Source organism: Mycobacterium decipiens, assembly GCF_963853665.1.
In the GTDB taxonomy this organism is placed as follows: domain Bacteria; phylum Actinomycetota; class Actinomycetes; order Mycobacteriales; family Mycobacteriaceae; genus Mycobacterium; species Mycobacterium decipiens.
In genome coordinates this window covers 3,475,203-3,498,889 of record NZ_OY970459.1, presented here as the reverse complement: position 1 = coordinate 3,498,889, position 23,687 = coordinate 3,475,203, and the positions used below count along the sequence as shown (strand labels likewise).

The window sequence follows — 23,687 nt, the reverse complement described above, 5'->3', positions numbered from 1 at the left end:
ACTTTCTCCGTCTTTGCGGCAGTGCTGGCTTGCTACATGGGTGCGTTGGCGGGCTGGAACATCCCGGAACTGTCTGCTTCTTCTTCGGCGCGGATCACGTGGACCACCGCGTTGATCAGCGCCAGATGGGTGAACGCCTGGGGGAAGTTGCCCAGGTGCCGCCCGGTCCGCGGCTCGATCTCCTCGGCGTAGAGGTACAGCGGGCTGGCGAAGGACAGCAGCCGCTCGCACAGGCGCTTGGCGCGGCTCACCTCACCGATCTCGACCAGCGCCGACACCAGCCAGAACGAGCAGATGGTGAAGGTGCCTTCCTCCCCGGTCAGCCCGTCGTCGGTCTCTTCGACCTTGTATCGCAGCACCAGGCCTTCCTCGGTGAGTTCATTGGCTATGGCCAGCACGGTGTTGCGCACCCGCGGGTCATCCGGCGGCAGGAATCGAGTCAGCACCACCAACAGCAGCGAGGCGTCCAGCGCGTCGGTGCCGTAGCGCTGGGTGAACACACCCCGGGAGTCCACACCGTGTTCCAGTATGTCGGCCCGTATCTCCTCGGCGATGGCTCGCCATTGCTGCGCATAGCTCTTCTCGCCCTGCCGCAGGGCGAGCTTGGACCCACGGTCCAGCGCCACCCAGCACATCACCTTCGACGACGTGAAGTGCTGCGGCTCCCCGCGCACCTCCCAGATTCCGCGGTCGGGCTCGCGCCAATGCTTGATGGCCTCCTCCACCTGCCGCTTCAGCACCGGCCACAGGGTCTCGGGGACTTGTTCACGTGACTTGGCGTGCAGGTAGAACGAGTCCAGAATCGAGCCCCAGATGTCGTGCTGGTCCTGGTTGTAGGCGCCGTTACCGATGCGGACCGGGCGCGCGTGGTCATAGCCGGACAGGTGGTGCAGTTCGTCTTCGACCAGGCTGCGCTCGCCACCCACGCCGTACATCACCTGCAGCGGATTGGGATCATTGTTGTTGGCACCGGAGACGTCGGCAATGAATGCGAAAAAGTCGTCGGCCTCACGGTCCAGCCCGAGGGTGTAGAGCCCCCACAACGCGAACGTCGAATCGCGAATCCACGCGTAGCGGTAGTCCCAGTTGCGATGGCCCTGTGGCGTTTCGGGCAGCGACGTGGTGCTGGCGGCCAGCAACGCGCCGGTGGGTGAGTACGTCAACCCTTTCAACGTGAGCGCGCTGCGCTGTAGGTACGCCCGCCACGGATGGTCGGGGAAGTTGCCGATGTTGATCCACTGCCGCCAGCACTCGGTGGTCTGCCACATCCGGTCGGCGGCCTCTTCGTAGGTCTGCGGCGCTGGGTGTTTGGTCCAGCTCAGCGCGACGAATACGTCGTCACCCTCGGTCATCCGGGTGCGTGCTCGCGCCTCCCGGCCCTCCAGACCGATCCGCAGATTGGTGGTCAGCCGAAGGGTGGGGTGTGCGTCTGGCTGCTTGCAGGCACGGGCGATCGCCTCGCCGTACGCATTGGCCGAGTATTCCCAGCTGGCGCCGAGGCGGTGGTAGTCGAACGCCGGTTCGCAGCTCATCATCAGTTCGACTGTGCCGCTGACGCAGCGCACCGTGCGCAGCAGGATGTGTTCGGCGTCCCAGTCCATCGGGGTGCGGCGGTGCGTTCGCGATCGCCGCTCGATGTCGTGCCACTTTCCCATCACCAGCGCGTCGCGCACGATCAGCCAGCCGGTATGGGTCTGCCAGGTGGTTTCCATGATCAGGCTGCCGGGAAGGTAGCGCCGCGCCGAGGGCACCGATACGCCGTAGGGGCCCAGTCGGAAATGGCCGGCGCTGCGGTCCAAAATCGCGCCGAACACGCTGGGGGAGTCCGGCCGGGGCACACACATCCATTCCACCGAACCGGCCGGGGAGATCAGGCACGTCGTCTCCCAGTCGGACAGGAACGCGTAATCGGCAATCGGCGGAAACGGGTTGCGTAGCGCTCCGCTGAACGAAGCGGTCGCGGGTGCGCGGAGATCGATGGATGCGGCCGCCGCCCCGTCCGATGCCCCGGCGAACGCTTCAGCCTCGCGCGCAGTTTCGGTCGGTTGGTCGGAGGGTTGGGCGTGCAGGACCATCCCGACATCATCATCCGTCGACCTGCTTGGCGTCCACTGCATGCCGGGCGCCTGACGTAGTCGGCTGCGTGCTCGAGGACCCGACCACCGCCGCCGGATAGCCCACCATCCGCGTGGTTTCCATCACGGTGACGTCAAACGCCGGCACGGGCCAGCAGCAAACCCGCCACCACGCCTGCTGACCGGCCGCCGGCGATGAGACCGGCTGTTCGATCGGGTGCGGACGGTATCCGCTGAGCTTGACACATTGGTTTCGCGTGCCAGCGCTAATAGTGTGGGCCCGGTGCACGGGTTCCTGAGTTGGTGGGACGGCGTCGAGCTGTGGCTGTCCGGACTCCCGTTCGCGCTTCAGGCGCTGGTAGTTATGCCGGTCGTGCTGGGTTTGGCCTACCTCACCGCGGCGCTGCTGGATGCCTTGCTCGGCAGGGGCATCCAGTTGATGCGCCGCGCTCGCCACTCCGACGAGGCGCCCAGGTAACCCGGATGCCACGGTCGCACGTCACTTTGGTTCTCGTCACGCTGGTGGCGCTGGTGATCGTCACCTGGCTTCTCACGCATTGAGGTTGCGCGCCAACTCGTCGGTCACCCGAATTCTGTTAGGCTTCGCGACATGCACGCAGCATCGGGTGGTTTGGGGCGCAATGTTGTCGCGCTCGCCTGCGGCACCGCGGCTGACCTGCGCTGTTGTCGCTGACTCCCAACCCGTTGCGGTCTGGTGCGGAGTTCGTGAAATTCCTGCAATTGTTCAATGATCGCCCTTCCGCAGCTACGGGAACGTCGTCCAAAGTCCCGCATCGGAAGGTCGCCAATGCCCCACCTGACTCTGCGGCTATCGATGGCGAGGTGCATCGTGTCCGCGCTGATCGCCGGTGTCGTCGCGGCGTGTCACGGCGGTCCCAGCGACATCGTTGGCGGTGCGGGACCGGACGACGCGCACACGAGTATCACGCTGGTCGCCTACGCCGTCCCAGAACCCGGCTGGAGTGCGGTGATTCCGGCGTTCAACGCTTCCAAGGAGGGCCGGGATGTCCAGGTGATCACCTCGTATGGCGCCTCTGCCGACCAGTCACGCGGTGTTGCCGACGGTAAACCGGCCGATCTGGTGAACTTCTCGGTCGAACCGGACATCACTAGACTGGTCAAGGCCGGCAAGGTTGCCAAAGACTGGGATGCCGACGCCACCAAGGGCATCCCGTTCGGGTCGGTGGTGACGTTTGTGGTCCGCGCCGGCAATCCGAAGAACATCAGAGATTGGGACGACCTGTTGCGCCCGGGCATCGAGGTCGTCACGCCCAGCCCGCTGAGTTCGGGTTCCGCCAAATGGAATCTGCTGGCCCCCTACGCCGCCAAAAGTGACGGCGGCAGGAACAACCAGGCGGGGATCGACTTTGTCAATAGGTTGGTGAATGGACACGTCAAATTGCGCCCCGGGTCGGGGCGGGAAGCGACCGATGTTTTTGTTCAGGGCAGCGGTGACGTGTTGATCAGCTACGAGAACGAGGCGATCGCCACCGAGCGGGCGGGCAAACCCGTGCAACACGTCACCCCGCCGCAGACGTTCAAGATCGACAACCCGTTGGCGGTGGTGACGACCAGCACCCACCTTGGTGCCGCGATCGCCTTCAGAAACTTCCAGTACACCGCGCAGGCCCAGACGTTGTGGGCGCAGGCCGGTTTCCGGCCGGTCGATCCAGCCGTCGCCGCCGACTTTTCCAATCAGTTTCCGGTGCCGGCGAAGCTGTGGACGATCGCCGACCTCGGTGGCTGGGGCATCGTGGATTCCCAGCTGTTCGACAAGGCGACCGGCAGCATCACCAAGATCTATATGCAGGCCACCGGATGACGGGATCCCTGTTGGGCGAAACCGCCGGCCCGCGGGTGGACGTACGCTTTTCCCGCCGCGCGGGCACCCCTTCCCTTCGGGTCGGTGTTGCGGTGGTTTGGCTCTCGGTGATCGTGCTGCTGCCGCTGGCCGCCATCGCCTGGCAGGCCGCGGGCGGTGGTTGGCAGGCCTTCTGGCTAGCGGTCACGTCGCATGCCGCGCTGGAGTCGTTTCGGGTAACGCTGACGATTTCAGCCGCAGTCACGGTCCTCAACACGGTGTTCGGCCTGCTGATCGCCTGGGTGCTGGTGCGTGATGACTTCGCCGGCAAGCGGCTCGTCGATACGATCATTGATCTGCCGTTCGCGTTGCCCACCATCGTCGCCAGCCTGGTCATGCTGGCCCTCTACGGGAACAACAGTCCGGTGGGTCTTCATCTACAACACACCGCATGGGGTGTTGGGGTGGCGCTGGCCTTCGTCACGTTGCCCTTCGTGGTGCGCGCTGTCCAGCCGGTGCTGCTGGAAATCGATCGGGAGACCGAAGAGGCGGCAGCTTCGCTAGGCGCCAGCGGCCCTAAGATCTTCACCTCGGTCGTGCTGCCGTCGCTGACGCCGGCGTTGCTGTCCGGTGCGGGCCTGGCCTTCTCGCGCGCCATCGGCGAGTTCGGTTCGGTGGTGCTGATCGGTGGAGCGGTGCCCGGCGAGACCGAGGTATCGTCGCAGTGGATCCGGACCTTGATCGAAAACGACGACCCCATCGGGGCTGCCGCGATTTCGGTTGTGCTGCTGTCAATTTCATTTGTTGTGCTGCTCTTCTTGCGCACCGTCGGCGCGCGTGTGGCCAAACGCGAGGAGATGATCGCGTGACATCGTCGCCGCGGGTTCGCTACCTTATCCGGTCAATCGCGCTCGCATACATCTTTGTGCTGCTGGTCGTTCCGGTGGCACTCATCCTGTGGCGAACCTTCGAACCGGGGTTTGGCCAGTTCGTCGACTGGGTCAGCACCCCGGCGGCGATATCGGCACTGAACCTGTCGCTACTGGTAGTGGCCATTGTGGTGCCCCTGAACGTGATCTTCGGTGTCCCGACGGCATTGATGCTCGCCCGCAACCGATTTCGCGGCAAGGGCGCGCTGCAGGCGATTATCGATCTGCCCTTCGCGGTATCACCGGTCATCGTGGGCGTCGCGTTGATCCTGCTGTGGGGATCCGCCGGTGCGCTGGGCTTCGTCGAGCGCGACCTCGGGTTGAAGATCATCTTCGGCCTGCCCGGCATCGTGCTGGCCAGCGTTTTCGTCACCCTGCCGTTCGTGGTGCGCGAGGTCGAACCGGTGCTACACGAGTTGGGCACTGACCAGGAGGAGGCGGCGGCGACACTGGGTTCTGGCTGGTGGCAGACATTCTGGCGGATCACGCTGCCTGCGATCCGGTGGGGCCTGACGTACGGCATCGTGCTGACCGTCGCTCGAACACTCGGCGAATACGGCGCGGTCATCATCGTGTCGTCGAACCTTCCCGGCAGGTCGCAGACATTGACCCTGCTGGTTTCGGACCGCTACAACCGCGGGGCCGAATACGGTGCTTATGCGCTGTCGACGCTGCTGATGGTTGTTTCCGTGGTGGTGCTGATCGTGCAGATGGTTCTGGACGCCCGCCGGCTACGAGCGGTCAGCCAGGCCTGACAAGGAGACTGTGACAATGACCGACGCCATCATCGTGCGGGATGCCAACAAACGCTATGGCGACTTTGTCGCATTGGACCACGTGGACTTCGTCGTACCGACCGGTTCGCTGACCGCATTGCTGGGCCCCAGCGGTTCGGGAAAGTCAACCTTGTTGCGCACCATCGCCGGCCTCGACCAGCCTGACACCGGAACCATCACGATCAATGGACGCGACGTTACTCAGGTGCCGCCACAGCGGCGTGGCATCGGATTCGTCTTCCAGCACTATGCGGCGTTCAAACACTTCACTGTCCGCGACAACGTGGCGTTCGGCTTGAAGATTCGCAAGCGCCCCAAGGCTGAGATCAAAGCGAAGGTCGACAATCTGCTGGAGGTGGTGGGCCTGAGCGGATTTCAGAGTCGCTATCCCAATCAGCTCTCCGGTGGGCAACGACAGCGGATGGCGTTGGCCCGGGCGCTGGCGGTGGATCCGGAAGTGCTGCTGCTCGATGAGCCGTTCGGCGCGCTCGATGCAAAAGTGCGCGAAGATCTGCGCGCCTGGCTACGCCGGCTGCACGACGAGGTGCACGTCACCACGGTGCTGGTCACCCACGACCAGGCCGAAGCCCTGGATGTGGCGGATCGGATCGCCGTGCTCAACAAGGGCAGGATTGAGCAGGTCGGATCCCCGACCGAGGTCTACGACGCTCCGGAAAGCGCCTTCGTGATGTCCTTCCTGGGCCCGGTTTCCCGGCTGAACGGATCGTTGGTCCGCCCGCACGACATCCGGGTCGGCCGGACTCCCAACATGGCCGTGGCCGCCGCTGACGGCACCGCGGAGTCCACCGGTGTCCTGCGCGCCATCGTGGATCGGGTGGTGGTGCTGGGCTTCGAGGTACGTGTGGAATTGACCAGCGCGGCTACCGGGGGCAGCTTCACCGCTCAGATCACCCGGGGTGACGCCGCAGCGCTGGCCCTACACGAGGGAGACACCGTGTACGTGCGCGCTACCCGGGTCCCGGCGATTGCCGGCTCATCGCAAACATCGGAAACATCCGCCGAGGTTGACGCACTGACCCAGGAGTCGCCGGCGGGAGTCCCGGGACCCGCTCAAGCGGGTCGGCGCTGACGCGCAACCTCGATGTCGTAGACCACGGCGATAGCGTCATCCGCTGGTTCAGCAGGGAGTTGCTTGGACAGGAATGCGGGATGGCGCAGCATGTCCTCGCGACGCTGGCGTGCGCGCCGCTGAGCTTCGGCCCAAGCCGAGCCTGGCTTGGGGCTTACACCTGTCACCTCTGCCGCACTAGCTGTCATGATCAACCCCTTCCCCCTTCTCGGCCAGCCAACTCGGCTGTTCAGCTCAGGCTGCCCCGCAGAGCTGCGAGTCAAGGTGGACGTATGCCGTGAATTTGCTGTGAAAATGGCCGGCTTTTTACTAACGCGGCTACCTACGCCCGGAGTTTGCGGGTCAGCAGCTATGCAGCCCGCTCGGGCAGCGGGCTGGGGCTGCCGGCCCGAGCTGCTGGCCGGCGTGACGCGGTGACCCGGGTGCGCTTGTACAGCCATCCGACGAGGCCGGCGAAGACGACGGCTCCGAGCGGCTCGGACACAAACTTGAATCCGTCCCCGACCACGGCCAACGGCTCCTCCCGGCCGGTGGCCGCGACGATTCCGGCAAAGATCACTCCGTACAGGCTTTCGCCCACGATCAGGCCGGTCGCGAGCATGACGCCCAACCGCTTTTTGCGCTCGTCATCATCGCCAGTAGACCTAGCCCAGGAATCATAGATCCGCCCGAGGAATGCGCCGATCGGGATCATCAGCGTCAGTGCGACCGGCAGGTACATGCCCATACCCACCGCCAGCGGCGGCAGCCGAAGCTTGCCGGTCCTGTTGGCCAGCACCTCGTCGACGACGACCACGACCATGCCGATCAGCGCCCCAAGACCCACCAGCGACCAGTTCAGCGAGCCGCCGAATACCCCCTTGGCCAGCGCGGAAATTAGCGCGGCCTGCGGTGCGGCCAGTGCGTTGCCGGTCGCACCAGGCGCCCCCTGGAACCCGAATGCGGTCTGCATCAGCTGCAGTATCGGTGCCATTACCGCCGACCCGACGAGCACGCCGATGACGAGCGCTACCTGCTGCTTCCACGGGGTGGCGCCGACGAGCTGGCCGGTCTTGAGGTCCTGCAGATTGTCGTTGGAAATGGTCGCCACACCGAAGATCAACGCCGCGGTAAAAACGGTGTAGGCCACCAGCGCCGGCAGCTGCGAACCGCTGGCCGGCCCGTATGTCGTCTTGATCAACAGCCCGGCCAGAACCACCACCAGGATGCCCACCCCCGAGATCGGGCTGTTCGATGAACCGATCAGCCCCGCCATGTAGCCACATACCGCCGCGACCACCAGTCCGATCACCAAGACGAGCAGTACACCGGCGGCGACGACGCCGCCGCGGTGAGCAGCTATCGGTGTCCCGTCGGTGAAGCCCGCGAGTAGCAATCCGATCGGGATCAGCGAAAGTAGAACCACCGTGGCCACGACGTGGATGGGGATGTCGCGGTCGGTCAGGCCAACCGCTTGCCCCTGGCGACGGGTGCGCGCGGAGGCCGCCGCGTCGGCGATCCCACGCAGGATCGGTCCGAGGATCTTCAAGAATGTCCAAACCGCGGCCACCGCGATCGCGCCCGCCCCGATGAAGCGCACGTCCGTCGAGAAGGTCTTGGCAACGGCGGCGGCGTAGCCCCCATCTAGTGGCAGATGGCCGGCGGTCCGCATCGGCAGCATTACCCCGAAGGCGATTAGCAGTCCGACAATCATTGCGATACCGACCGTGACGCCGACCAGATGGCCCACGCCGATCAACGCCAGCGACAAGCTGGCACCGACCATGGTCGCGCCGGAACCGATTCGAAAGGTCGCCGAGAGCGAGTTGCTGATCACCCGCAGCGAAGCCAGCAGGGCATAGCCCGCCGCCGCCACCGCGCCCAGGGCAATTACCCCGATTCCTTTGCGGTTCTCTTCCATCCCCCGCGCGGAGTCACCGATCTTCAGAACCTCAGCTCCCGCAACACCTTCCGGGTACGGTAGGTCCGAGCCGGTGACCAGTGCGCGGCGCAACGGAATTGAGTACATGACGCCAAGAATCCCGCCGAGCGCACACACCGCCACCGTTGTCCAGTATGGGAAGCCACTCCACCAGCCGATCATGATTAGTGCTGGTAGAACGAAAATGATCGACGACAGCGTGCCGGCCGACGACGCGATCGTCTGCACAATGTTGTTCTCCACCACCGAGTGGTTTGCGAAAAACCGCAGTACGCCCATCGAGATCACCGCGGCCGGAATGGAAGTGGCAAACGTCAACCCGACCCGCAACCCCAGATAGACGTTTGCTGCGGTGAACACCAGCGTAATCAATCCACCCAGGACGACTCCGCGGATGGTGATTTCGCGCGCACCCACCGTTGCACCAGACATGGGGATAGACCCTATCCGTTGGCGTCACATCCGCAGCGCAAACCCGAGAAAGGGGCGGCGAGATTGCCGGCTCGGCGAAGTAGCCTGCGGCCGCTGCGGGCCGGCGGCCTATGCGGTGTCACCCATGACCATGCCTTCACGGCGGGGGTCGGCGCCGCCGCACCACCCCGATTCGCTGCGGCTGATCGCCGATAGCCCGCTGGACTGCGCGGCCAGGTTGACCCGATGCCCCAGCGCGCGCAGGCCTTGCACCAGGGGGTCGTGATCCCCATCATCGGTGGTGTTGATCTCGGGATCCTCGCCGCCGAGGTTGGTTTGCGGGGAGTTCGCGGCGCCGAAATCCACCAGGGAAGCCGCCTGCTGCGGGTTCAAGCCCCAATCCAGCATCGCCACAAGTGCTTTCACGACGAACTGGGGGATCATGGAGCCGCCTGGAGAACCGAGCACCGCGTACAGGTCGCCCCGCCCCGCCGGCGAGCGATCAAACACCAACGTCGGTGCCATCGAGCTGCGCGGTCGTTTGCCAGGTTCGACGCGGTTCGCCACCGGCGATCCGTCGGCCGTGCGTGGCTCAGCGTTGAAATCGCTCAGTTGGTTGTTGAGGATGAACCCGTCGACCATGTGGAAGGAGCCGAACGCCGATTCCACCGTCGTTGTCAACGCGGCCGCATTGCCGTATGAATCAACCACGCTGAGGTGGCTGGTGCCATGCTCGGGCACGGGCGGCGCGGTCCCAGTCGGCGCACCGAAGTCCCCCGGCTCGGCGCTGCCCATGCTGTGCTGCGGCGAGATCAACGCGGCCCGTCCGGCCAAATAACCCGGGTCAACCAGAGTGTTGAGCGAGCCGCCGGGCATCGCGACAAAATCGGTGTCACCGACGTATTTGTCGCGATCGGCATAGGCCAGCCGCTCGGCCTCAGCGATCAGGTGAACACCCATCACGGTCGGGCGCCCGCCGTTGAGGTCGACGTCGCTGGGCGCGTAGTTGCCCAGCGCGAAGTGCTCGAGGATGCCTAAGGTCGCCGCCACGGCGACGCCGCCCGACGAGGGAGTGGGCATGCCGCAGATCTCCCGGCCGCGATAGGACGTGCACAACGGCTGGCGTCTCTTGGCCAGGTAACCCGTCAGGTCCTCCAGTGTCATCAGGCTGGGCGTGCGGCCGTTCGACGTATCGTTGGCCGCCGCGACGATGTCGTGGGCAATGTCGCCGGTATAGAACGCATCGGCACCGGCAGAGGCGACGGTGGACAGGGTTTTCGCGTACCCGGGGTTCGTCAACCGGGTTCCCGCGGGCTTGGGGCTGCCGTCGGGATTGAGGAAATACTCGCGAGCCTGCGGGTCGGCGTGCAGTGGCGGCGCGGCGTCGGAGATGGCAGCGGCCATCCTGGCGCTGATGTCGAAACCGTTGTCGGCCAACGCCACCGCGGGGCCGAAGAGGTCGCGCCAGGGTGTGCGCCCATGATCGTTGTGCACCATCTCGAGCATCCGCAGGACGCCCGGGACTCCAATCGACCGTCCCGAGGCTCGGGCGTTGGGTCTGGGCGCGCTGCGGTCGACATCGCTTACCCAGCGTAGGTAATTCTCGGTCGCGGCCGCGGGAGCGACCTCGCGGCCGTCGTAGGCCTGCACCGAGCCCGCACTGGCGTCGAAGTACACCAAAAATCCACCGCCGCCGACCCCCGAGGATTGGGGTTCGACCAACCCCAGCACCGCCTGGGCGGCCACTACGGCATCGGCGGCGGTGCCACCGTCGCGCAATACTCGGCAGGCCACCTGAGTCGCGAGCGGATTGGCGGTGGCCGCCGCATAGTGAGCGGTCCGCACCACCGTCATATCCGTGCGGTAGCCCGTGGCGATCTCGGGGTTGGTCGCGGGGTTCCTCGACGATGGCACCGTAGCCACGGGCGCCCCCGACGTCTTGGGCGCCGGGGTGCCGTTGGGTACCAGCTCGCACGGACCTTCCGTGCTTGGCGCACCCACCTGGGAACCGCCACATCCGGTCAGCGACAACATCACCGCAGCCAGCAGGGCGCCAACTCGGGACCAAACATTCACTAGATGAAATCCGTTCGAGGAGATTCAGGCCGCGACCCGGTCGGCCACGGTTCGTTGGTAGCGATCCAATATTGTCGCGGCCACCATAGGGTGGGCACCCAATGGCCGTGCCATCGCGATGCCAGCCTCCCGTGCGTATCCGCGTACCCGGTCGGACAATACCCCCCGCGCCAGGAGCCACGGCGCAAGGACCAACTAGGGCAACCCGTTCAACCCATTCAGGCCATTCAGGCCCAACTGCTGCCCGCCGTTGCCGAATAGCCCCGCGGCCCCGCCGGCGCCGCCCATGTCCGCCGCGCCGGACCCGCCGGCCCCGCCGCTGCCGATCACGATCCCGCCGGCCCCAGCCGCCAAATCCGTGGCCACCAGCCTCCGGCGCAATGATTATGAGGGACATCCGACACCTCCAAAACGCCACGAGGGAGAGTCATGGCGACTCGCCAGCATCGCTTCCGGTCACCGTCGACCAATCGGCAGCGGCTCACTTTATCGGCGTCCGGGACCCGACATCCCAGGGTTTGGCGAGAATAGTTGCTTTCTTGCCAACTTGGCGCCGGCAACCTGATGCACCTGGATGTCGGTGCCGCATCCGCCTATTTGCCGCCGTCAGGCCGCTAGGCGCGCCGCTCGAGCTTTCCGGGCCTGATCGAAGCGATCCAGCACCGTCTCGGCCACCAGCGGGTGCGAGCCCAGCGGCGCCGCCATGGTGATGCCGGCGCCGCACGCGAACCGCTGCACCCGATCCGGCAGTCGCCCGGGCGCCAGAAACCATGGCGCGATGACCACCCGGTGGGCGCCCTCTCGTCGCAACAGTTTGACGGCTTCGGCCAATGAAGGTTCCGGACGGGTGGCGAACGCGGTCGTCGCAGCCGCCCACCGGGTTCCCACGATCAGCTTTGGCGCTACTTCGGCGGTGCACGCATTGGCAACGGGGTTCGATGAGCCGATCGCCACCACGAGTACACCGAGCGTGTCGTCGAGCCGGGAAACCCCCAGCTCCGTCACCCGCTGCCGCAGCACCGATACCAGTCGATCGTCCTCGCCGAGCACGTCGGCTTGCCGCAGGTCGATTCCGCGCTCGGCGAGACCGCAGCTGGCGATCTGGCGGGGGATGTCCAGGCGGGCGTGATAAGCGTTGGCCAGTAGTAGCGGGGTCACCACACCCGGGCCGGACAAGCCGGCAAGTACGTCGACCAGGCCAGGAGAGTTCTTCTCGCAGAACGCAACCCGTACGTCGAGGCCCGGCCGCATGCGCGCCAGCCGGCCCGCGACGGCCCGTGCGTTGGCCGCCGACCGGGGATTCGTACTTCCGTGAGCGGTCAGCACGAGTGTCGTCATGAGGCGTGCAACCCGCATTCGGTCTTGGCCAGGCCCTGCCAGCGTCCGCTGCGCGGGTCGGCGCCCGCGGCGGGTTTGGCCGTGCACGGGGCGCAGCCGATCGACGGATAGCCCTCCTGGACTAGCGGATTGACCAGCACGTCGTTGTCGGTGATGTAGTCCTGCACATCCTGATCGGTCCACGTCGCCAGTGGGTTGATCTTCACCAACTTGAACGCCTCGTCGAAGCTGATCAGTGGGGCGTTGGACCGGGTCGGTGCCTCGGCCCGGCGGAGCCCGGTTACCCAAGCGGAGTAGCCGCGTAGCGTCTTGCCCAGGGGGACGACCTTGCGCAGCCGGCAGCACTCACCGGGGTCACGGGCGAATAGGTCCTTGCCCAGCAGTTCATCCTGTTCGGCGACCGTGTGTTCCGGGGCGACATTGAGCACCCGGATGTCGTAGACGGACTCGATCGCATCTCTGGTGCCGATTGTCTCGACGAAGTGGTAGCCGGTATCCAGAAAGATGACCGGTACGCCAGGCCGTACCTTGGCGGCCAGATCCACCAGCACGGCGTCAGCCATGTTGGAGGCAACCACGTAGTTGCACGTCGCCCACTCGCGGCCGCCGCTGACATCGCTGCCGCCGCCGAAGGTTTCTTCGGTCCAGCGCAACAGGTCGGTGGCGGTGGCGCCGTCGAGTTCGGCCGCGCCGCGCGTCGCCAGCTCGCGCAGCTGAGGTTCGGTCGGCTTGGTTGCCTTGCCGCTCATCGCAGATCGTCCTCGTCGGCCCGAATGACCCACTGCGCAAAGCGTTCGCCTTCGCTGCGGTGTTTGACGAAGTTGCGTGTCACCCGGTCGATGTAGTCGCCGAGTTCGTCGCTGGTGACCTTGTGCTGGCGCAGTTTTCGGCCGAAGCCGGCGTCCAGGCCGAGGCTGCCGCCCAGATGCACCTGGAACCCCTCGACCGAGCCCCCATCTCCATCGTCGACCATCTGGCCCTTGAACCCGATGTCGGCGATCTGAATTCGCGCGCAGGAATTCGGGCAGCCGTTGATGTTGACCGTGATCGGTACGTCAAGCTGCGAGTTGATGTCCTCCATCCGGCGTTCCAGCTCAGGAACCAAAGACTGTGCCCGGACCCGGGTTTCGGCAAATGACAACTTGCAGAACTCAATTCCGCTGCACGCCATCAGGTTCCGGCGCCAATGCGACGGACGCGTTTGCAGCCCCAGCGCCTGAAGGCCGGCGATCATTTCGTCGAGCTTGTCGTCGGGAACATCGAGGATGACCAGCTTCTGGTAGGGGGTGAACCGGGCCCGATCCGAGCCGGCCCGCTCCATGAGGTCGGCGACCGCCGAGAGGATGGTGCCCGATACCCGTCCGGCAATCGGGGCAACCCCGACCGCGTTGAGCCCGTTCTTCAGCCGCTGCACGCCGACGTGATCGATCGGATGCTTGACCGGTTCGGGGGCCGGGCCATCGAGGAGCGGACGCTTGAGGTACTCGGTTTCGAGAACTTCCCTGAATTTCGCGATACCCCAGTCCTTGATCAGGAATTTCAGCCGGGCCTTGGCGCGTAGCCGCCGGTAACCGTAGTCGCGGAACACCTTGGTCACCGCTTCCCAGACATCGGGGACCTCGTCGAGCGGGACCCAGACACCGACCCGCTGGGCCAGCATCGGGTTGGTCGACAGGCCGCCGCCGACCCACAGATCCAGGCCCGGCCCGTGCTCGGGATGGTTGACGCCGATGAAGGCCACGTCGTTGACCTCGTGCACGACGTCCTGCAGCCCGGAGATGGCGGTCTTGTACTTGCGCGGCAAGTCGGCGAAGTCGGGCTTGCCGATGTAGCGACGCACGATCTCGTCGATTGCCCAGGTCGGGTCGAGCACTTCGTCGAGCGATTCACCGGCCAACGGCGAGCCCAGCACTACCCGCGGGCAGTCACCGCATGCCTCGGTGGTCTGCAGTCCGACCTCGTCCAGCCGCCGCCAGATTTCGGGTACGTTCTCCACCTCGATCCAGTGGTATTGCACATTCTGCCGGTCGGAGATATCGGCGGTATCGCGCGCGAACTCGGTTGAGATCTGGCCCAGCGTGCGCAGCGCGGCAGCCGAGAGCGCGCCCCCGTCGCAGCGCACTCGCAACATGAAGTATTTGGCCTCGAGCTTGTCAATGTTCTCGTCGCCGGTCCACGAGCCGTCGTAGCCCTGCTCGCGCTGGGTGTAGAGGCCCCACCAGCGGAAGCGCCCGCGCAAGTCGGTCTTGTCGATGCTGTCGAAGCCGTGCTTGGCGTAGTTGTTCTCGATGCGTTCCCGCACGTCGAGCGGGTTGCCGGCCTTCTTCAGCTCCTCGTTGGCGTTGAGCGGTTCGCGATTTCCCAGCGCCCACTGGCCCTCACTTCGGGCCTTGGCGGGACGTGCTGTGGTCATTCGGGGGTTCTCCTTCGCGAACATCGCCGACCTGGGACACGAAAAACGCTGCTTGTTCCACAGGCGCAGATCCGGTGGCCAGCTGGCGGTACAGGTGGGCTGGGTCTACGACATCAAGGCAGACAGCGACAGCTGCAGACACGCTTGAGGTCGATGTGCCGCCGGGCCACCAGCACCATCCGCAGATTGGGGCGCAGGTTGGGGTTGGCGGCGGTCACGGTGACATTCTGCCATGGATGGCGCGTAGCCGCGCGACCTGGACAAAGTTCTTATCACGGTGATCAAAAGTACGGAGCGGGCCTGGGTGGACGCACGTCGTTGACAGAAGTGACAGATGTGCCTAAAGATGACCACCGAGATAGTTGCACTAGGAGATAGTGATTGAGGTCAACCATGCTCGGAATTGCGAGGTTCGGTCGCGTCCGGGGCGCTCGCAAGCAACTTGACACGGGCGAGCCCGCCACTCGCGCTCCTGGTCACTCGACCGGATCGACAGCCCGCTGGGTTGGAGGGGTGGCGCTGCTGGTGGTGTTGGCCGGGTCGGTGTTGTGCGGATGGGTGCTGTTTGAGAAGCATCAGGAAGACGTTGCCGCCACCCAAGCACTGCAGGCCGCACAGAACTATGTCGTCAAGCTGACCGACATCGATTCCGACCGGATCGACGACGGCATGAGGGACGTTCTCGAGGGTTCGACCGGCGAGTTCAACGACAAGTACGGCAGATCCAGTAAGCACCTCCGCCAAGTGCTGGCCGACAATCGGGTGGCCACGCACGGGGCGGTCGTCGAGGCGACGGTCAAGTCCGCCACCACGAACCGGGTCGTCGTCCTGATGTTCATCGATCAATCGGTCAGCAACCGGAACAGCCCAACTCCCAAGATCGACCGCAGTCGGATCAAGATGACCATGGACAAGGTGAACGGCCGCTGGCTGGCCAGTCAAGGTGGAGCTGCTGTGACACACCGGTTGCGTTCCGTTCCGGGTGACGATTACCCACCCAGGAGGCGTACGACGATCGTGTGCACGCTGTTCATCGAAGCGGTCGTGGTGGCGACAACGGTTGTCACGTTGTTGGGGCTCTTCACCATCACCTCGAAAGCGGACGACGTCAACTGGGACGCCATCGCGCAATGCGAATCCGGTGGCAACTGGGCGGCAAACACCGGTAACGGGCTATACGGCGGCCTGCAGATCAGTCAGGCGACGTGGGATGCCAATGGTGGTGTCGGGTCACCGGCTGCCGCCAGCCCCCAGCGGCAGATCGAGGTCGCGGACAACATCATGAATGCCGAGGGGCCCGGTGCGTGGCCGAAGTGCGGTTCATGTAGCCGGGGAGACGCACCGCTGGGGTCGCTAACGCACGTCTTGACGTTGCTCGCGGCTGAGACTGGAGGTTGTACCGGGACCGCGGTCGACTGACGCGTTCGCGCAACGTTGGCAGCCGCTGTGGCGTGCACGCGTCATGCGATGATTTGGCATGACTGTTCGTGAGGCACCCGTTGAGCTGCCCGTCGTGCGGCCGGGTCCCGGACAACCGTTCGGGATCTACCTACACGTCCCGTTCTGTGTGACCCGGTGCGGATACTGCGACTTCAATACCTACACCCCAGCCGAGCTGGGCGGCGTCAACCCGGACGGCTGGCTGTTGGCGCTGCGGACGGAACTCGAACTGGCGGCCGCGCGGCTGGACGCACCGATGGTGAATACCGTGTTCGTCGGCGGCGGGACGCCGTCGCTGCTCGGTGGTGAGCGCCTGGCCACGCTGCTGGATATGGTGCGGGACCATTTTGTGCTGGCGCCCGACGCCGAGGTCACCACCGAGGCCAACCCGGAGTCGACTTGGCCGGAGTTCTTCGCGGCGATCCGCGCGGCCGGCTACACGCGGGTATCGCTCGGCATGCAGTCGGTTGCGCCGCGGGTGCTGGCGACCCTGGACCGGGTCCACTCGCCGGGCCGGGCGGCGGCCGCTGCCCGTGAGGCAATGGCCGCGGGCTTCGAACACGTCAACCTCGATCTGATCTATGGAACCCCGGGGGAGTCCGACGATGATTTGCTGCGCTCGGTGGACGCCGCGGTCGAGGCCGGTGTGGATCATGTGTCAGCGTATGCATTGGTCGTCGAGACCGGCACCGCGCTGGCCCGCCGGATCCGGCGTGGTGAGCTGGCCGCGCCCGATGACGACGTATTGGCGCATCGCTACGAGTTGGTGGACGCGCGGCTCTCCGCGGCCGGGTTGACCTGGTATGAGGTGTCCAATTGGTCCCGACCGGACGGTGAATGCCGGCATAACCTGGGCTATTGGGACGGTGGCCAGTGGTGGGGCGCGGGGCCGGGCGCGCACGGGTATGTTGGCGTGACACGCTGGTGGAATGTCAAGCACCCCAACACTTACGCCGAGGCACTGGCCGGCGCGACGCTGCCGATAGCCGGCTTCGAGCAGCTGGGCACCGACGCGCTGCACACCGAAGACGTGTTGCTCAAAATCCGGCTGCGCCAAGGGCTACCACTGGCCCGGCTGGGTGCTGCCGAACGCGAGCGTGCCGAAGTCGTGTTGGCTGACGGATTGCTGGATTCCGACGGCGACAGACTCGTTCTCACCGGCCGGGGACGACTGTTGGCCGACGCGGTGGTGCGCACCCTGCTGGGTTAGCCGATCGAAGCTCAACTGGCAGGGAACCAATGCCCGACGATGCGGGCGATCTCGATGTAGAGCGGGATCCCTATCGTGACGTTGTAGGAAAATGTCAAACCCAGCGACGCGGCCAGCGGCAGGGTCGGACTGGCCTCGGGAATCGCAAGCCGTTGGACCGCCGGGACGGCGATGTAGGACGCAGCGCCGCACAGCACCGCAAACAACACGTAGGTGCCCGGTTCGAAGGCACTGTTGGTGAGGTAGGCGTAGCCGTGGGCGACGATAATCCCAAGTGTCGCAAACAGATTCGGCGCCAGCAGGCCGAAGAAGATGAACCCACGTCCCGCCGACGTCAGATCCCTCAACTTGCGCGACGCCATCATGCCCATCTCGAGTAGGAACAGCGCGAGCACGCCCTGGAAGGCCGTGACAAAGAACGTGTCGTCGTCGTGCACGACCTTCTCGCCCTGCAGCCCACTGACGAAGCCGATGATGATGCCGCCGAGTAGGAGACAAAGCCCAGGGTTGAGGAAGACTTCGTGCAGGAGTTCCCTCGATAGCAGGGATGGCCTCTTGCCGCTCGTTGTGACCTCATGCGGATCCTGGTCCGGATACTCGCGCCGGCTCTGCAGGCTTTCGCCCTCAGCGGGGCGGACGGCCGCGCCAGGTCCGGCCACGATTTTCGCTGGTGGGGTGTGGCCGGGCTCGTCCGGCATGAATCCTGCCTCGTCCAAGCCCCGGTGCCGCAGCCGTGCGACCAGGTAGAGCGCCACCAGGCAACCCGGAATCTCCATGACGGCCAGCATCACCGGCATGTAGTGGTTGTAGGCGACGCCAGCGCTGACCAGGACCGCCACGCAGGTGGCAAAGGTTCCCGCCGAGTCCGACCCGTAGTAACCGGCAACAGTCGCCCTGTCGACTCGCCGCATGGCACTCATGCGGCCCAGCAGCAGGTAGGCGAAACCTCCGATCAGCAAGTTCACCAGGAAGCCCACGGCCATGAACCCAACGATGATGCCGATGCTGGACGGCTTGATCTTGGCGAGCTCCTCGCCGCCATGCCAGCCGATTGCGAGCAACAGGTAGAGGGTCAGGCCCTGATAGATCACATAGGGGATTTCGAACCGCACCTTGAGGATCGGGATCAAGAACCCGAAGTAGAAGAACAGTAGGAGCGGCTTGAAGAGGTTGTGGGTGAAATTCACCCAGAACTCATGCAGCATCGGTGCCTCCCATGCTTGGTGCGGCAATCCAGGAAGCACCCAGAATGAGTTACCGGGAACATCCGGTCGAGTCTGGAAACGTAATCCTGCTTATCGAGCCGTTGAGACCAGGGATGGCCTTACGCCGACCCCTCGCTTGCGGTGTGTTACCGACCGCCACGCCGACGGTGAATAGTGGGTGGTGGTTTCCTCGAAACCGTCGACCCGGCAGACCGTTAGGACGCCGGTCTCCGGGTTGATCGTCAGTTCATCGCACTCGCCGTGGACCTCTTCTCCGTCAGCGAGCCGGATTACGAACATGATCGCGTCCTCTCTGTTGACTGGCCAACGATCGGATACCTGGGCGGGTCGAGATCGCTTGAGTCAGCTTTGTGTTTCGTATGAGCGCCGGGGGAGCTGTCGCCGTTGCCGCGCGCACCACGACTGCGCCGTCGACCAAGTGGTCCACGCGGTTAGTTAGTGATGTTAGGAGAATTCTGGCGAAGGTAAAACCTTGATTTGCAGCCAGCTGGTAAACGGTTAGGAAAAGTTCAAGGTTTCATGTGCGTGAGATGAGTGGTGCGACCTGCTGTGAGCAGCTGGGATGACCGCCTCTGCCTGCGGAAATGGTTCGCCGCGAAGCGGAACCCGCGGACCGTGAAGCCGCCCAGCGCGCGCCGCCGCCCAACGCTGCGGGCGCCATTGGTTCGAGACGAGCGTTTCTCCAGTCGGGCATCTCGGACGTGCGACGACGCGGGCGGCTGCGCCCAATTAAGTAGGTTAGGCTACATTTACTAGGTGTCCGACGTCAGCGTTGAGACGGGTGCCGTCGGTGCCGCGTCTTTGTCCATCCCGATGCCCGCCGGTGTCAACCCCGCCGACCTGGCAGCCGAGCTCGCCGCGGTGCTGGCCGAGCCCGTCGGCGAGGAATACCTGCTTTATGAGCACGACGGTCAATGGGTTCTGGCCGTCGGTGTGCAGGCGATGGTGGAGCTGGACAGCGACGAACTGCGGGTCACCCGTGACGGCGTTACGCAGCGACAGCAGTGGTCGGGTCGGCCGGGAACCGCCCTGGGCGAAGCGGTCGATCGGCTGTTGCTGGAAACCGATCAGGCCTTCGGCTGGGTCGCCTTCGAGTTCGGTGTGTACCGCTATGGGTGGCAGCAGCGGCTGGCGCGCCACACCCCACTGGCCCGGGTCTTTTGGCCCCGCACCCGGATCGTGGTGAGCGGGGGAGAGATTTGCCTGTTCGGCGCCGGGCTTCGCCACCGCGAGGCACTAGACCGATTACTCGCCGGCGGGGTGCGCGACCTGCCGCGGTCCCGCTCGGTCGACTTATCCGTCGACCTATCTCGCTACCGCGATCGGGTGGCGGTAGCCGTCGGTGAGATCGCCGCCGGCAACTACCACAAGGTGATCCTGTCGCGTTGTGTCGAAGTGCCCTTCGCCCTCGACTTTCCGTCGACGTATCGGCTGGGTCGTCGGTACAACACCCCGGTGCGGTCGTTTTTGTTGCAGCTGGGCGGAATTCGCGCTCTGGGCTATAGCCCCGAACTCGTCACGGCCGTGCACCCCGACGGTGTGGTGGTCACTGAGCCGCTGGCCGGTACCCGCGCCTTGGGGCGAGGTCCCGCGCATGACCGACTGGCGCGGGACGATCTGGAATCAAACTCCAAAGAAATCGTTGAGCACGCCATCTCGGTGCGCTCATCGCTTCAGGAGATCACCGAGATAGCCGAACCGGGCAGTGCTGCCGTCGTCGATTTCATGACGGTGCGTGAGCGCGGGAGTGTGCAGCACCTCGGCTCGACGATCAGAGCTCGGTTGGACCCGTCGAGCGACCGGATGGATGCGTTGGAAGCGCTGTTTCCTGCGGTCACCGCGTCGGGAATTCCCAAAGCAGCTGGTGTTGATGCGATCTTGCGCCTCGACGAGTACCCCCGCGGGCTGTATTCCGGTGCGGTCGTGAGGTTTTCGTCGGATGGCGGGCTGGACGCAGCGCTGTCGCTGCGGGCGGCATACCAGGTCGACGGCCGGACCTGGCTGCGGGCTGGCGCCGGCATCATCAAAGCATCGGAACCTGAACGCGAATTCGAGGAGACGTGCGAAAAGCTATCCACGTTAGCGCCGTATCTGATCGCGCGTCAGTAACCTTCACCAGACGGCCGACCGCTCCAGGTATTCGTTGGCGTTGGTTTCGCGTGTTCTTGTCGCACGGATGAATTGGGCAACATGGGTCATGGCCTTGGCCGCTTCGGGGGTCATCCGCGGCAGGGCCTGGAACACGTGCATCTGATCGGGCCACACTTGCAGCTCGCATTCGCCGCCGGCGGCGCGGATGTCGGCATCGAGTTGCCGCGCATCGGCCTCGAGCATCTCGGCCGCGCCGACCTGGATCAGCGTCGGCGGCAGCGGTGGCCCTCCGGCGACATCGAGTGTCAGCCGGTGGTGGGTGGGATCGACTCCGGCGTAGTACAGCGCCACGGATTTGGCCGCACGGTCAGCTCGAACGGCGGGATCGGGGCGCTGCAGCTCACGACTGGCGCAGCGCCCGAATGTGAGGTCGATCAGCGGCGAAAACAACACCACTGCCGCCGGCGGGTGCGCGGCGACCTCGGGTTGCAGCAACATGTCCACGGTCAGATGGCCGCCCGCCGAATCGGCGGCGATCACCATGCGTTCCGGCGGCAAGCCACACACTTGCGGTAGCCAGTCCCAGCCCGCACGCACGTCGTTGGCCGCCGTCGGAAAGCGGTGGCGCGGCGCCAGCCGGTAGCCGACACTGAACACCGGCAGCCCGGTCAGTGACGACAGCCAGGACGTCAGCCGTCGGTGGGTTCGGGGCGAACACATGGTGTATCCGCTGCCGTGTACGTAGTAAATGGCACCGCTATTGGGTGCGGCATCGGTGGCCTTGTTGTGCGGTCCGTAGACCCACTCGCCGACGACCCGGCGCCCGTCGGGCAGAACGGAGTTGACTTGTTCCACTCGGGTGCCCGCGAGCGACGGCCCGAAGGCGCCCATGAGTCCGGCGATGATCCGGCGCGACGCCCATATCCCCCACGCCCGGTCGGACGGAATCGCGGCGGTGAGTGGGCGCAAAATCATCGAGCTCACCGCTACCGCGCCGCGTGATCGAAATGATCCGCGCGCCGGAACACCGTCGGTCATGAAACGCAGTCAATGCAAAATTTGCACACTAGTCAATGGTGCCTTTAGCGGGACTTTGGGCCGTCGTCGCCATGCCGATCTGGCGGACGATCGCTCGTTTGTCGACCTTCCCGATCGCCGTTGTGGGCAGCGCCGGCATCGCGACCAGCTGATCGGGTCGAGCGTGCGCCGCCACTCCGCGCTGATCGAGGAAGGCATTCAACTGCGCAAGGGTAATCGGAGGTCCAGCGAAAACGACCGCAGCGCAGATCTTTTCCCCCAGATACTGGTCAGGCAGCGCCACCGCCGCGGCTGACCAGATCCCCGGGTGGCTCAGCAGCTGCTCTTCGAGGTCTTTAGCGGCGATCGTTTCGCCCGCACGGCAGATGACGTCTTTGACGCGTCCGGTGACCACCAGGTAGCCGTCGTCGCGCCGGCGGACCAGGTCGCCGGTGCGGTAGAAGCCGTCGGGATCGAAGCAGCGTTCGTTGTCGTGCTGGGCACGAAAGTAGCCGTTCAGTGTGTAGGGCCCGCGCACCAGCAGTTCGCCTTCCTCCCCGGGCCGCACCGGCTCGTCATCGGCGTTGACGATGCGCAGTTCGTCGGCCGGGCATAGCGGCCGCCCCTGGGTGTGTTCGACCACATCTGGTGGGTCGTCGACGCGGGTGAAGTTCAGCAGCCCCTCCGCCATGCCAAACACCTGCTGCAGGCCCGGGGTCAGCGCGGCACGTACCCGGCGAGCGTCCGCGGGCTCCAGCTTGGACCCGCCAACCTGCAATAGCCGCAGCGACTTTGGCGTCACGGGTTCCCAATCGCAGGCTTGAGCCCACAGTTTGGCCACCGCCGGCACCAGCGCGGTGACGGTAACGCCGTGGCGCTCGATGGCGGCGAAGGCGGCCTCCGGGCTGGGATCGCGGCCGAACACGGTGGTGGCGCCGGCCGTCATCGCGCCGAGCAGGCCCGGGCAAGCCAGCGGGAAATTATGGCCGGCGGCCAGCACCACCAGATAGACGTCGTCGGCGCTAAGCCGACAGAGTTCGGCGCTTGCCGTCGCGTTGAAAACGTAGTCGTTGTGGGTGCGCGGAATGAGTTTAGGTGTGCCGGTGGTGCCGCCGGAGACCAGCAGCAGGGCCGGCGATCCGGGGTCGGCCGGCGGTGCTGGCGAACCGGTGCGGGCCTGGGCGCACAGCTGCGGCCACGACACGAATCCTCCGGGATCGCCATCGACGATGACGTGTCGCAGGGTGGGGTGATCCGCGACAAGTTCGCGGGCCATCCCCCGATAGTCGAATCCGCCAGCCGCATCGGTGATCAGGAGCCCGGTGGCCTGGCTGACGGCGGCGAAATGTCCCAGTTCGGCGGCCCGATGACCGGGCAGGCACATCACCGGCACCGCTCCCGCCCGCACCAGCCCGAACAGCGCGACCGCGAACTGGCAGCCGTTCGGCAGCTGGAGCAGTACCCGGTCACCCGGCGTAATGCCCAGGCCGCGCAACGCCGCGGCGGCCCGGTCGGCCTGCTGGTCGAGTTCTGTGTAACTGAGGCCGCCGCCGTGGCCAGGCAGCACACCGGCATCGACCACCGCGATTCGATCGGGCCAGCGCCGCGCGGCATCGGACAGGATGGTGTCCAGGGTTCGCCCCGACCAATAGCCGGCGGCCCGGTACGACGCGGCCCGATCTGGGGGGAACGGTACGAATCCGTCCAGGCCGCCACCGGAACACGATCGGAGGCCAGGCGCCGGCTTCGGTGGCATGTGGGTTCCTAAACGAGGGGCGTAGTAGCGAAGGTGCGTGGTTCAAAGATAGGGTAACCCCACAAATTAGGGCAGCCTGTGCTAAGTGGGAGGGTT

21 protein-coding genes and 2 pseudogenes are annotated in these 23,687 nt (G+C 65.4%); 9 read left to right on the top strand and 14 right to left on the bottom strand.

Translation table 11 applies throughout. The features are described 5' to 3' along the window. Positions 1–32: 32 nt before the first annotated feature. Positions 33–2,075: a glycoside hydrolase family 15 protein gene (locus AADZ55_RS15375; RefSeq protein WP_165759469.1), complete on the bottom strand. Its 2,043-nt coding sequence runs from the start codon at positions 2,073–2,075 to the stop codon at positions 33–35. A gap of 274 nt (positions 2,076–2,349) precedes the next feature. Between AADZ55_RS15375 and AADZ55_RS15370 the strand changes: the two genes are divergently transcribed. From AADZ55_RS15370 to AADZ55_RS15350, 5 genes are all read left to right on the top strand, one after another. Continuing rightward, entirely contained in the window at positions 2,350–2,553 is a 204-nt protein-coding gene (locus tag AADZ55_RS15370) for a hypothetical protein (protein ID WP_085327455.1), read from the top strand. Positions 2,554–2,883: 330 nt separating this feature from the next. Further along, positions 2,884–3,918 carry a sulfate ABC transporter substrate-binding protein gene (locus tag AADZ55_RS15365; RefSeq protein ID WP_085327456.1) on the top strand — a complete coding sequence of 345 codons (1,035 nt, stop codon included), beginning with the start codon at positions 2,884–2,886 and terminating at the stop codon, positions 3,916–3,918. Beyond that, positions 3,915–4,766 (top strand): sulfate ABC transporter permease subunit CysT, encoded by an 852-nt coding sequence (gene cysT, locus AADZ55_RS15360; protein ID WP_085327457.1) that lies wholly within the window; start codon positions 3,915–3,917, stop codon positions 4,764–4,766. Before AADZ55_RS15365 ends, cysT begins: the two co-directional genes overlap by 4 nt. Next, the gene (gene cysW, locus AADZ55_RS15355) at positions 4,763–5,581 is read left to right on the top strand and encodes a sulfate ABC transporter permease subunit CysW (RefSeq protein WP_085327458.1); all 819 of its coding nucleotides are present in this window, start codon (positions 4,763–4,765) and stop codon (positions 5,579–5,581) included. The genes cysT and cysW overlap by 4 nt, the downstream gene beginning before the upstream one ends. Positions 5,582–5,597: 16 nt before the next feature. Continuing rightward, positions 5,598–6,692: a sulfate/molybdate ABC transporter ATP-binding protein gene (locus AADZ55_RS15350; RefSeq protein WP_085327459.1), complete on the top strand. Its 1,095-nt coding sequence runs from the start codon at positions 5,598–5,600 to the stop codon at positions 6,690–6,692. On the opposite strand, the gene AADZ55_RS15345 is transcribed toward AADZ55_RS15350, so the two are convergent. The 9 genes and pseudogenes from AADZ55_RS15345 to AADZ55_RS15305 all read right to left on the bottom strand — a co-directional run bounded on the left by AADZ55_RS15345 (position 6,674) and on the right by AADZ55_RS15305 (position 15,069). Next, complete coding sequence (locus tag AADZ55_RS15345; RefSeq protein ID WP_119185102.1) at positions 6,674–6,886, bottom strand: hypothetical protein; 213 nt, start codon at positions 6,884–6,886, stop codon at positions 6,674–6,676. The two genes, AADZ55_RS15350 and AADZ55_RS15345, sit on opposite strands and share 19 nt — an antisense overlap. 155 nt (positions 6,887–7,041) lie before the next feature. After that, complete coding sequence (locus AADZ55_RS15340; protein ID WP_085327461.1) at positions 7,042–9,045, bottom strand: OPT family oligopeptide transporter; 2,004 nt, start codon at positions 9,043–9,045, stop codon at positions 7,042–7,044. Positions 9,046–9,153: 108 nt separating this feature from the next. Further along, the gene (locus AADZ55_RS15335; RefSeq protein WP_085327462.1) at positions 9,154–11,100 is read right to left on the bottom strand and encodes a gamma-glutamyltransferase family protein; all 1,947 of its coding nucleotides are present in this window, start codon (positions 11,098–11,100) and stop codon (positions 9,154–9,156) included. Between the two features lie 24 nt (positions 11,101–11,124). After that, positions 11,125–11,295 (bottom strand): annotated as a pseudogene (locus AADZ55_RS15330) (sirohydrochlorin chelatase); the annotation flags it as partial. Continuing rightward, positions 11,296–11,466: a hypothetical protein gene (locus AADZ55_RS15325; protein ID WP_278248636.1), complete on the bottom strand. Its 171-nt coding sequence runs from the start codon at positions 11,464–11,466 to the stop codon at positions 11,296–11,298. Positions 11,467–11,706: 240 nt separating this feature from the next. Then, a complete protein-coding gene (locus AADZ55_RS15320) occupies positions 11,707–12,438 on the bottom strand; it encodes a sirohydrochlorin chelatase (RefSeq protein ID WP_085327464.1) in 732 nt (243 codons plus the stop codon). Then, entirely contained in the window at positions 12,435–13,187 is a 753-nt protein-coding gene (locus tag AADZ55_RS15315) for a phosphoadenylyl-sulfate reductase (RefSeq protein ID WP_085327465.1), read from the bottom strand. Before AADZ55_RS15315 ends, AADZ55_RS15320 begins: the two co-directional genes overlap by 4 nt. Further along, entirely contained in the window at positions 13,184–14,851 is a 1,668-nt protein-coding gene (locus tag AADZ55_RS15310; RefSeq protein WP_341286207.1) for a nitrite/sulfite reductase, read from the bottom strand. The genes AADZ55_RS15315 and AADZ55_RS15310 overlap by 4 nt, the downstream gene beginning before the upstream one ends. Positions 14,852–14,964: 113 nt before the next feature. Then, positions 14,965–15,069, bottom strand: coding sequence for an Ms4527A family Cys-rich leader peptide (locus AADZ55_RS15305; protein ID WP_341286206.1), 105 nt, complete (start codon positions 15,067–15,069; stop codon positions 14,965–14,967). A gap of 184 nt (positions 15,070–15,253) precedes the next feature. Here AADZ55_RS15305 and AADZ55_RS15300 point away from each other — a divergent pair. The 3 genes and pseudogenes from AADZ55_RS15300 to hemW all read left to right on the top strand — a co-directional run bounded on the left by AADZ55_RS15300 (position 15,254) and on the right by hemW (position 17,501). After that, a pseudogene (locus tag AADZ55_RS15300) lies at positions 15,254–15,809 on the top strand (hypothetical protein). Between the two features lie 8 nt (positions 15,810–15,817). Further along, complete coding sequence (locus AADZ55_RS15295) at positions 15,818–16,270, top strand: transglycosylase family protein (RefSeq protein WP_278248628.1); 453 nt, start codon at positions 15,818–15,820, stop codon at positions 16,268–16,270. A 58-nt stretch (positions 16,271–16,328) separates the two neighbouring features. Continuing rightward, complete coding sequence (hemW, locus tag AADZ55_RS15290; protein WP_085326972.1) at positions 16,329–17,501, top strand: radical SAM family heme chaperone HemW; 1,173 nt, start codon at positions 16,329–16,331, stop codon at positions 17,499–17,501. Positions 17,502–17,512: 11 nt separating this feature from the next. Here hemW and AADZ55_RS15285 read toward each other — a convergent pair whose 3' ends face one another. Next, the gene (locus AADZ55_RS15285; protein WP_085326973.1) at positions 17,513–18,706 is read right to left on the bottom strand and encodes a sodium-dependent bicarbonate transport family permease; all 1,194 of its coding nucleotides are present in this window, start codon (positions 18,704–18,706) and stop codon (positions 17,513–17,515) included. Between the two features lie 90 nt (positions 18,707–18,796). Beyond that, a complete protein-coding gene (locus AADZ55_RS15280; protein WP_085326974.1) occupies positions 18,797–19,006 on the bottom strand; it encodes a hypothetical protein in 210 nt (69 codons plus the stop codon). Between the two features lie 477 nt (positions 19,007–19,483). Between AADZ55_RS15280 and mbtI the strand changes: the two genes are divergently transcribed. Continuing rightward, the gene (gene mbtI / locus AADZ55_RS15275; protein WP_085326975.1) at positions 19,484–20,836 is read left to right on the top strand and encodes a mycobactin biosynthesis salicylate synthase MbtI; all 1,353 of its coding nucleotides are present in this window, start codon (positions 19,484–19,486) and stop codon (positions 20,834–20,836) included. A 3-nt stretch (positions 20,837–20,839) separates the two neighbouring features. On the opposite strand, the gene mbtJ is transcribed toward mbtI, so the two are convergent. Beyond that, positions 20,840–21,856 (bottom strand): acetyl hydrolase/esterase MbtJ, encoded by a 1,017-nt coding sequence (gene mbtJ / locus AADZ55_RS15270; protein ID WP_207569150.1) that lies wholly within the window; start codon positions 21,854–21,856, stop codon positions 20,840–20,842. Positions 21,857–21,884: 28 nt separating this feature from the next. Then, positions 21,885–23,591, bottom strand: coding sequence for a (2,3-dihydroxybenzoyl)adenylate synthase (locus tag AADZ55_RS15265; protein WP_085326976.1), 1,707 nt, complete (start codon positions 23,589–23,591; stop codon positions 21,885–21,887). Positions 23,592–23,687: the final 96 nt, after the last annotated feature.

What these genes read in the sequence shown, in the direction of transcription:
- AADZ55_RS15340 (WP_085327461.1), bottom strand. Translation starts at nt 9,045, where the DNA reads ATGTCTGGTGCAACGGTGGGTGCGCGCGAAATCACCATCCGCGGAGTC.
- AADZ55_RS15280 (WP_085326974.1), bottom strand. Translation starts at nt 19,006, where the DNA reads ATGTTCGTAATCCGGCTCGCTGACGGAGAAGAGGTCCACGGCGAGTGC.
- AADZ55_RS15315 (WP_085327465.1), bottom strand. Translation starts at nt 13,187, where the DNA reads ATGAGCGGCAAGGCAACCAAGCCGACCGAACCTCAGCTGCGCGAGCTG.
- AADZ55_RS15365 (WP_085327456.1), top strand. Translation starts at nt 2,884, where the DNA reads ATGCCCCACCTGACTCTGCGGCTATCGATGGCGAGGTGCATCGTGTCC.
- AADZ55_RS15320 (WP_085327464.1), bottom strand. Translation starts at nt 12,438, where the DNA reads ATGACGACACTCGTGCTGACCGCTCACGGAAGTACGAATCCCCGGTCG.
- cysT (WP_085327457.1), top strand. Translation starts at nt 3,915, where the DNA reads ATGACGGGATCCCTGTTGGGCGAAACCGCCGGCCCGCGGGTGGACGTA.
- AADZ55_RS15350 (WP_085327459.1), top strand. Translation starts at nt 5,598, where the DNA reads ATGACCGACGCCATCATCGTGCGGGATGCCAACAAACGCTATGGCGAC.
- hemW (WP_085326972.1), top strand. Translation starts at nt 16,329, where the DNA reads ATGACTGTTCGTGAGGCACCCGTTGAGCTGCCCGTCGTGCGGCCGGGT.
- AADZ55_RS15310 (WP_341286207.1), bottom strand. Translation starts at nt 14,851, where the DNA reads ATGACCACAGCACGTCCCGCCAAGGCCCGAAGTGAGGGCCAGTGGGCG.
- AADZ55_RS15285 (WP_085326973.1), bottom strand. Translation starts at nt 18,706, where the DNA reads ATGCTGCATGAGTTCTGGGTGAATTTCACCCACAACCTCTTCAAGCCG.
- AADZ55_RS15265 (WP_085326976.1), bottom strand. Translation starts at nt 23,591, where the DNA reads ATGCCACCGAAGCCGGCGCCTGGCCTCCGATCGTGTTCCGGTGGCGGC.
- AADZ55_RS15375 (WP_165759469.1), bottom strand. Translation starts at nt 2,075, where the DNA reads ATGGTCCTGCACGCCCAACCCTCCGACCAACCGACCGAAACTGCGCGC.
- mbtJ (WP_207569150.1), bottom strand. Translation starts at nt 21,856, where the DNA reads ATGACCGACGGTGTTCCGGCGCGCGGATCATTTCGATCACGCGGCGCG.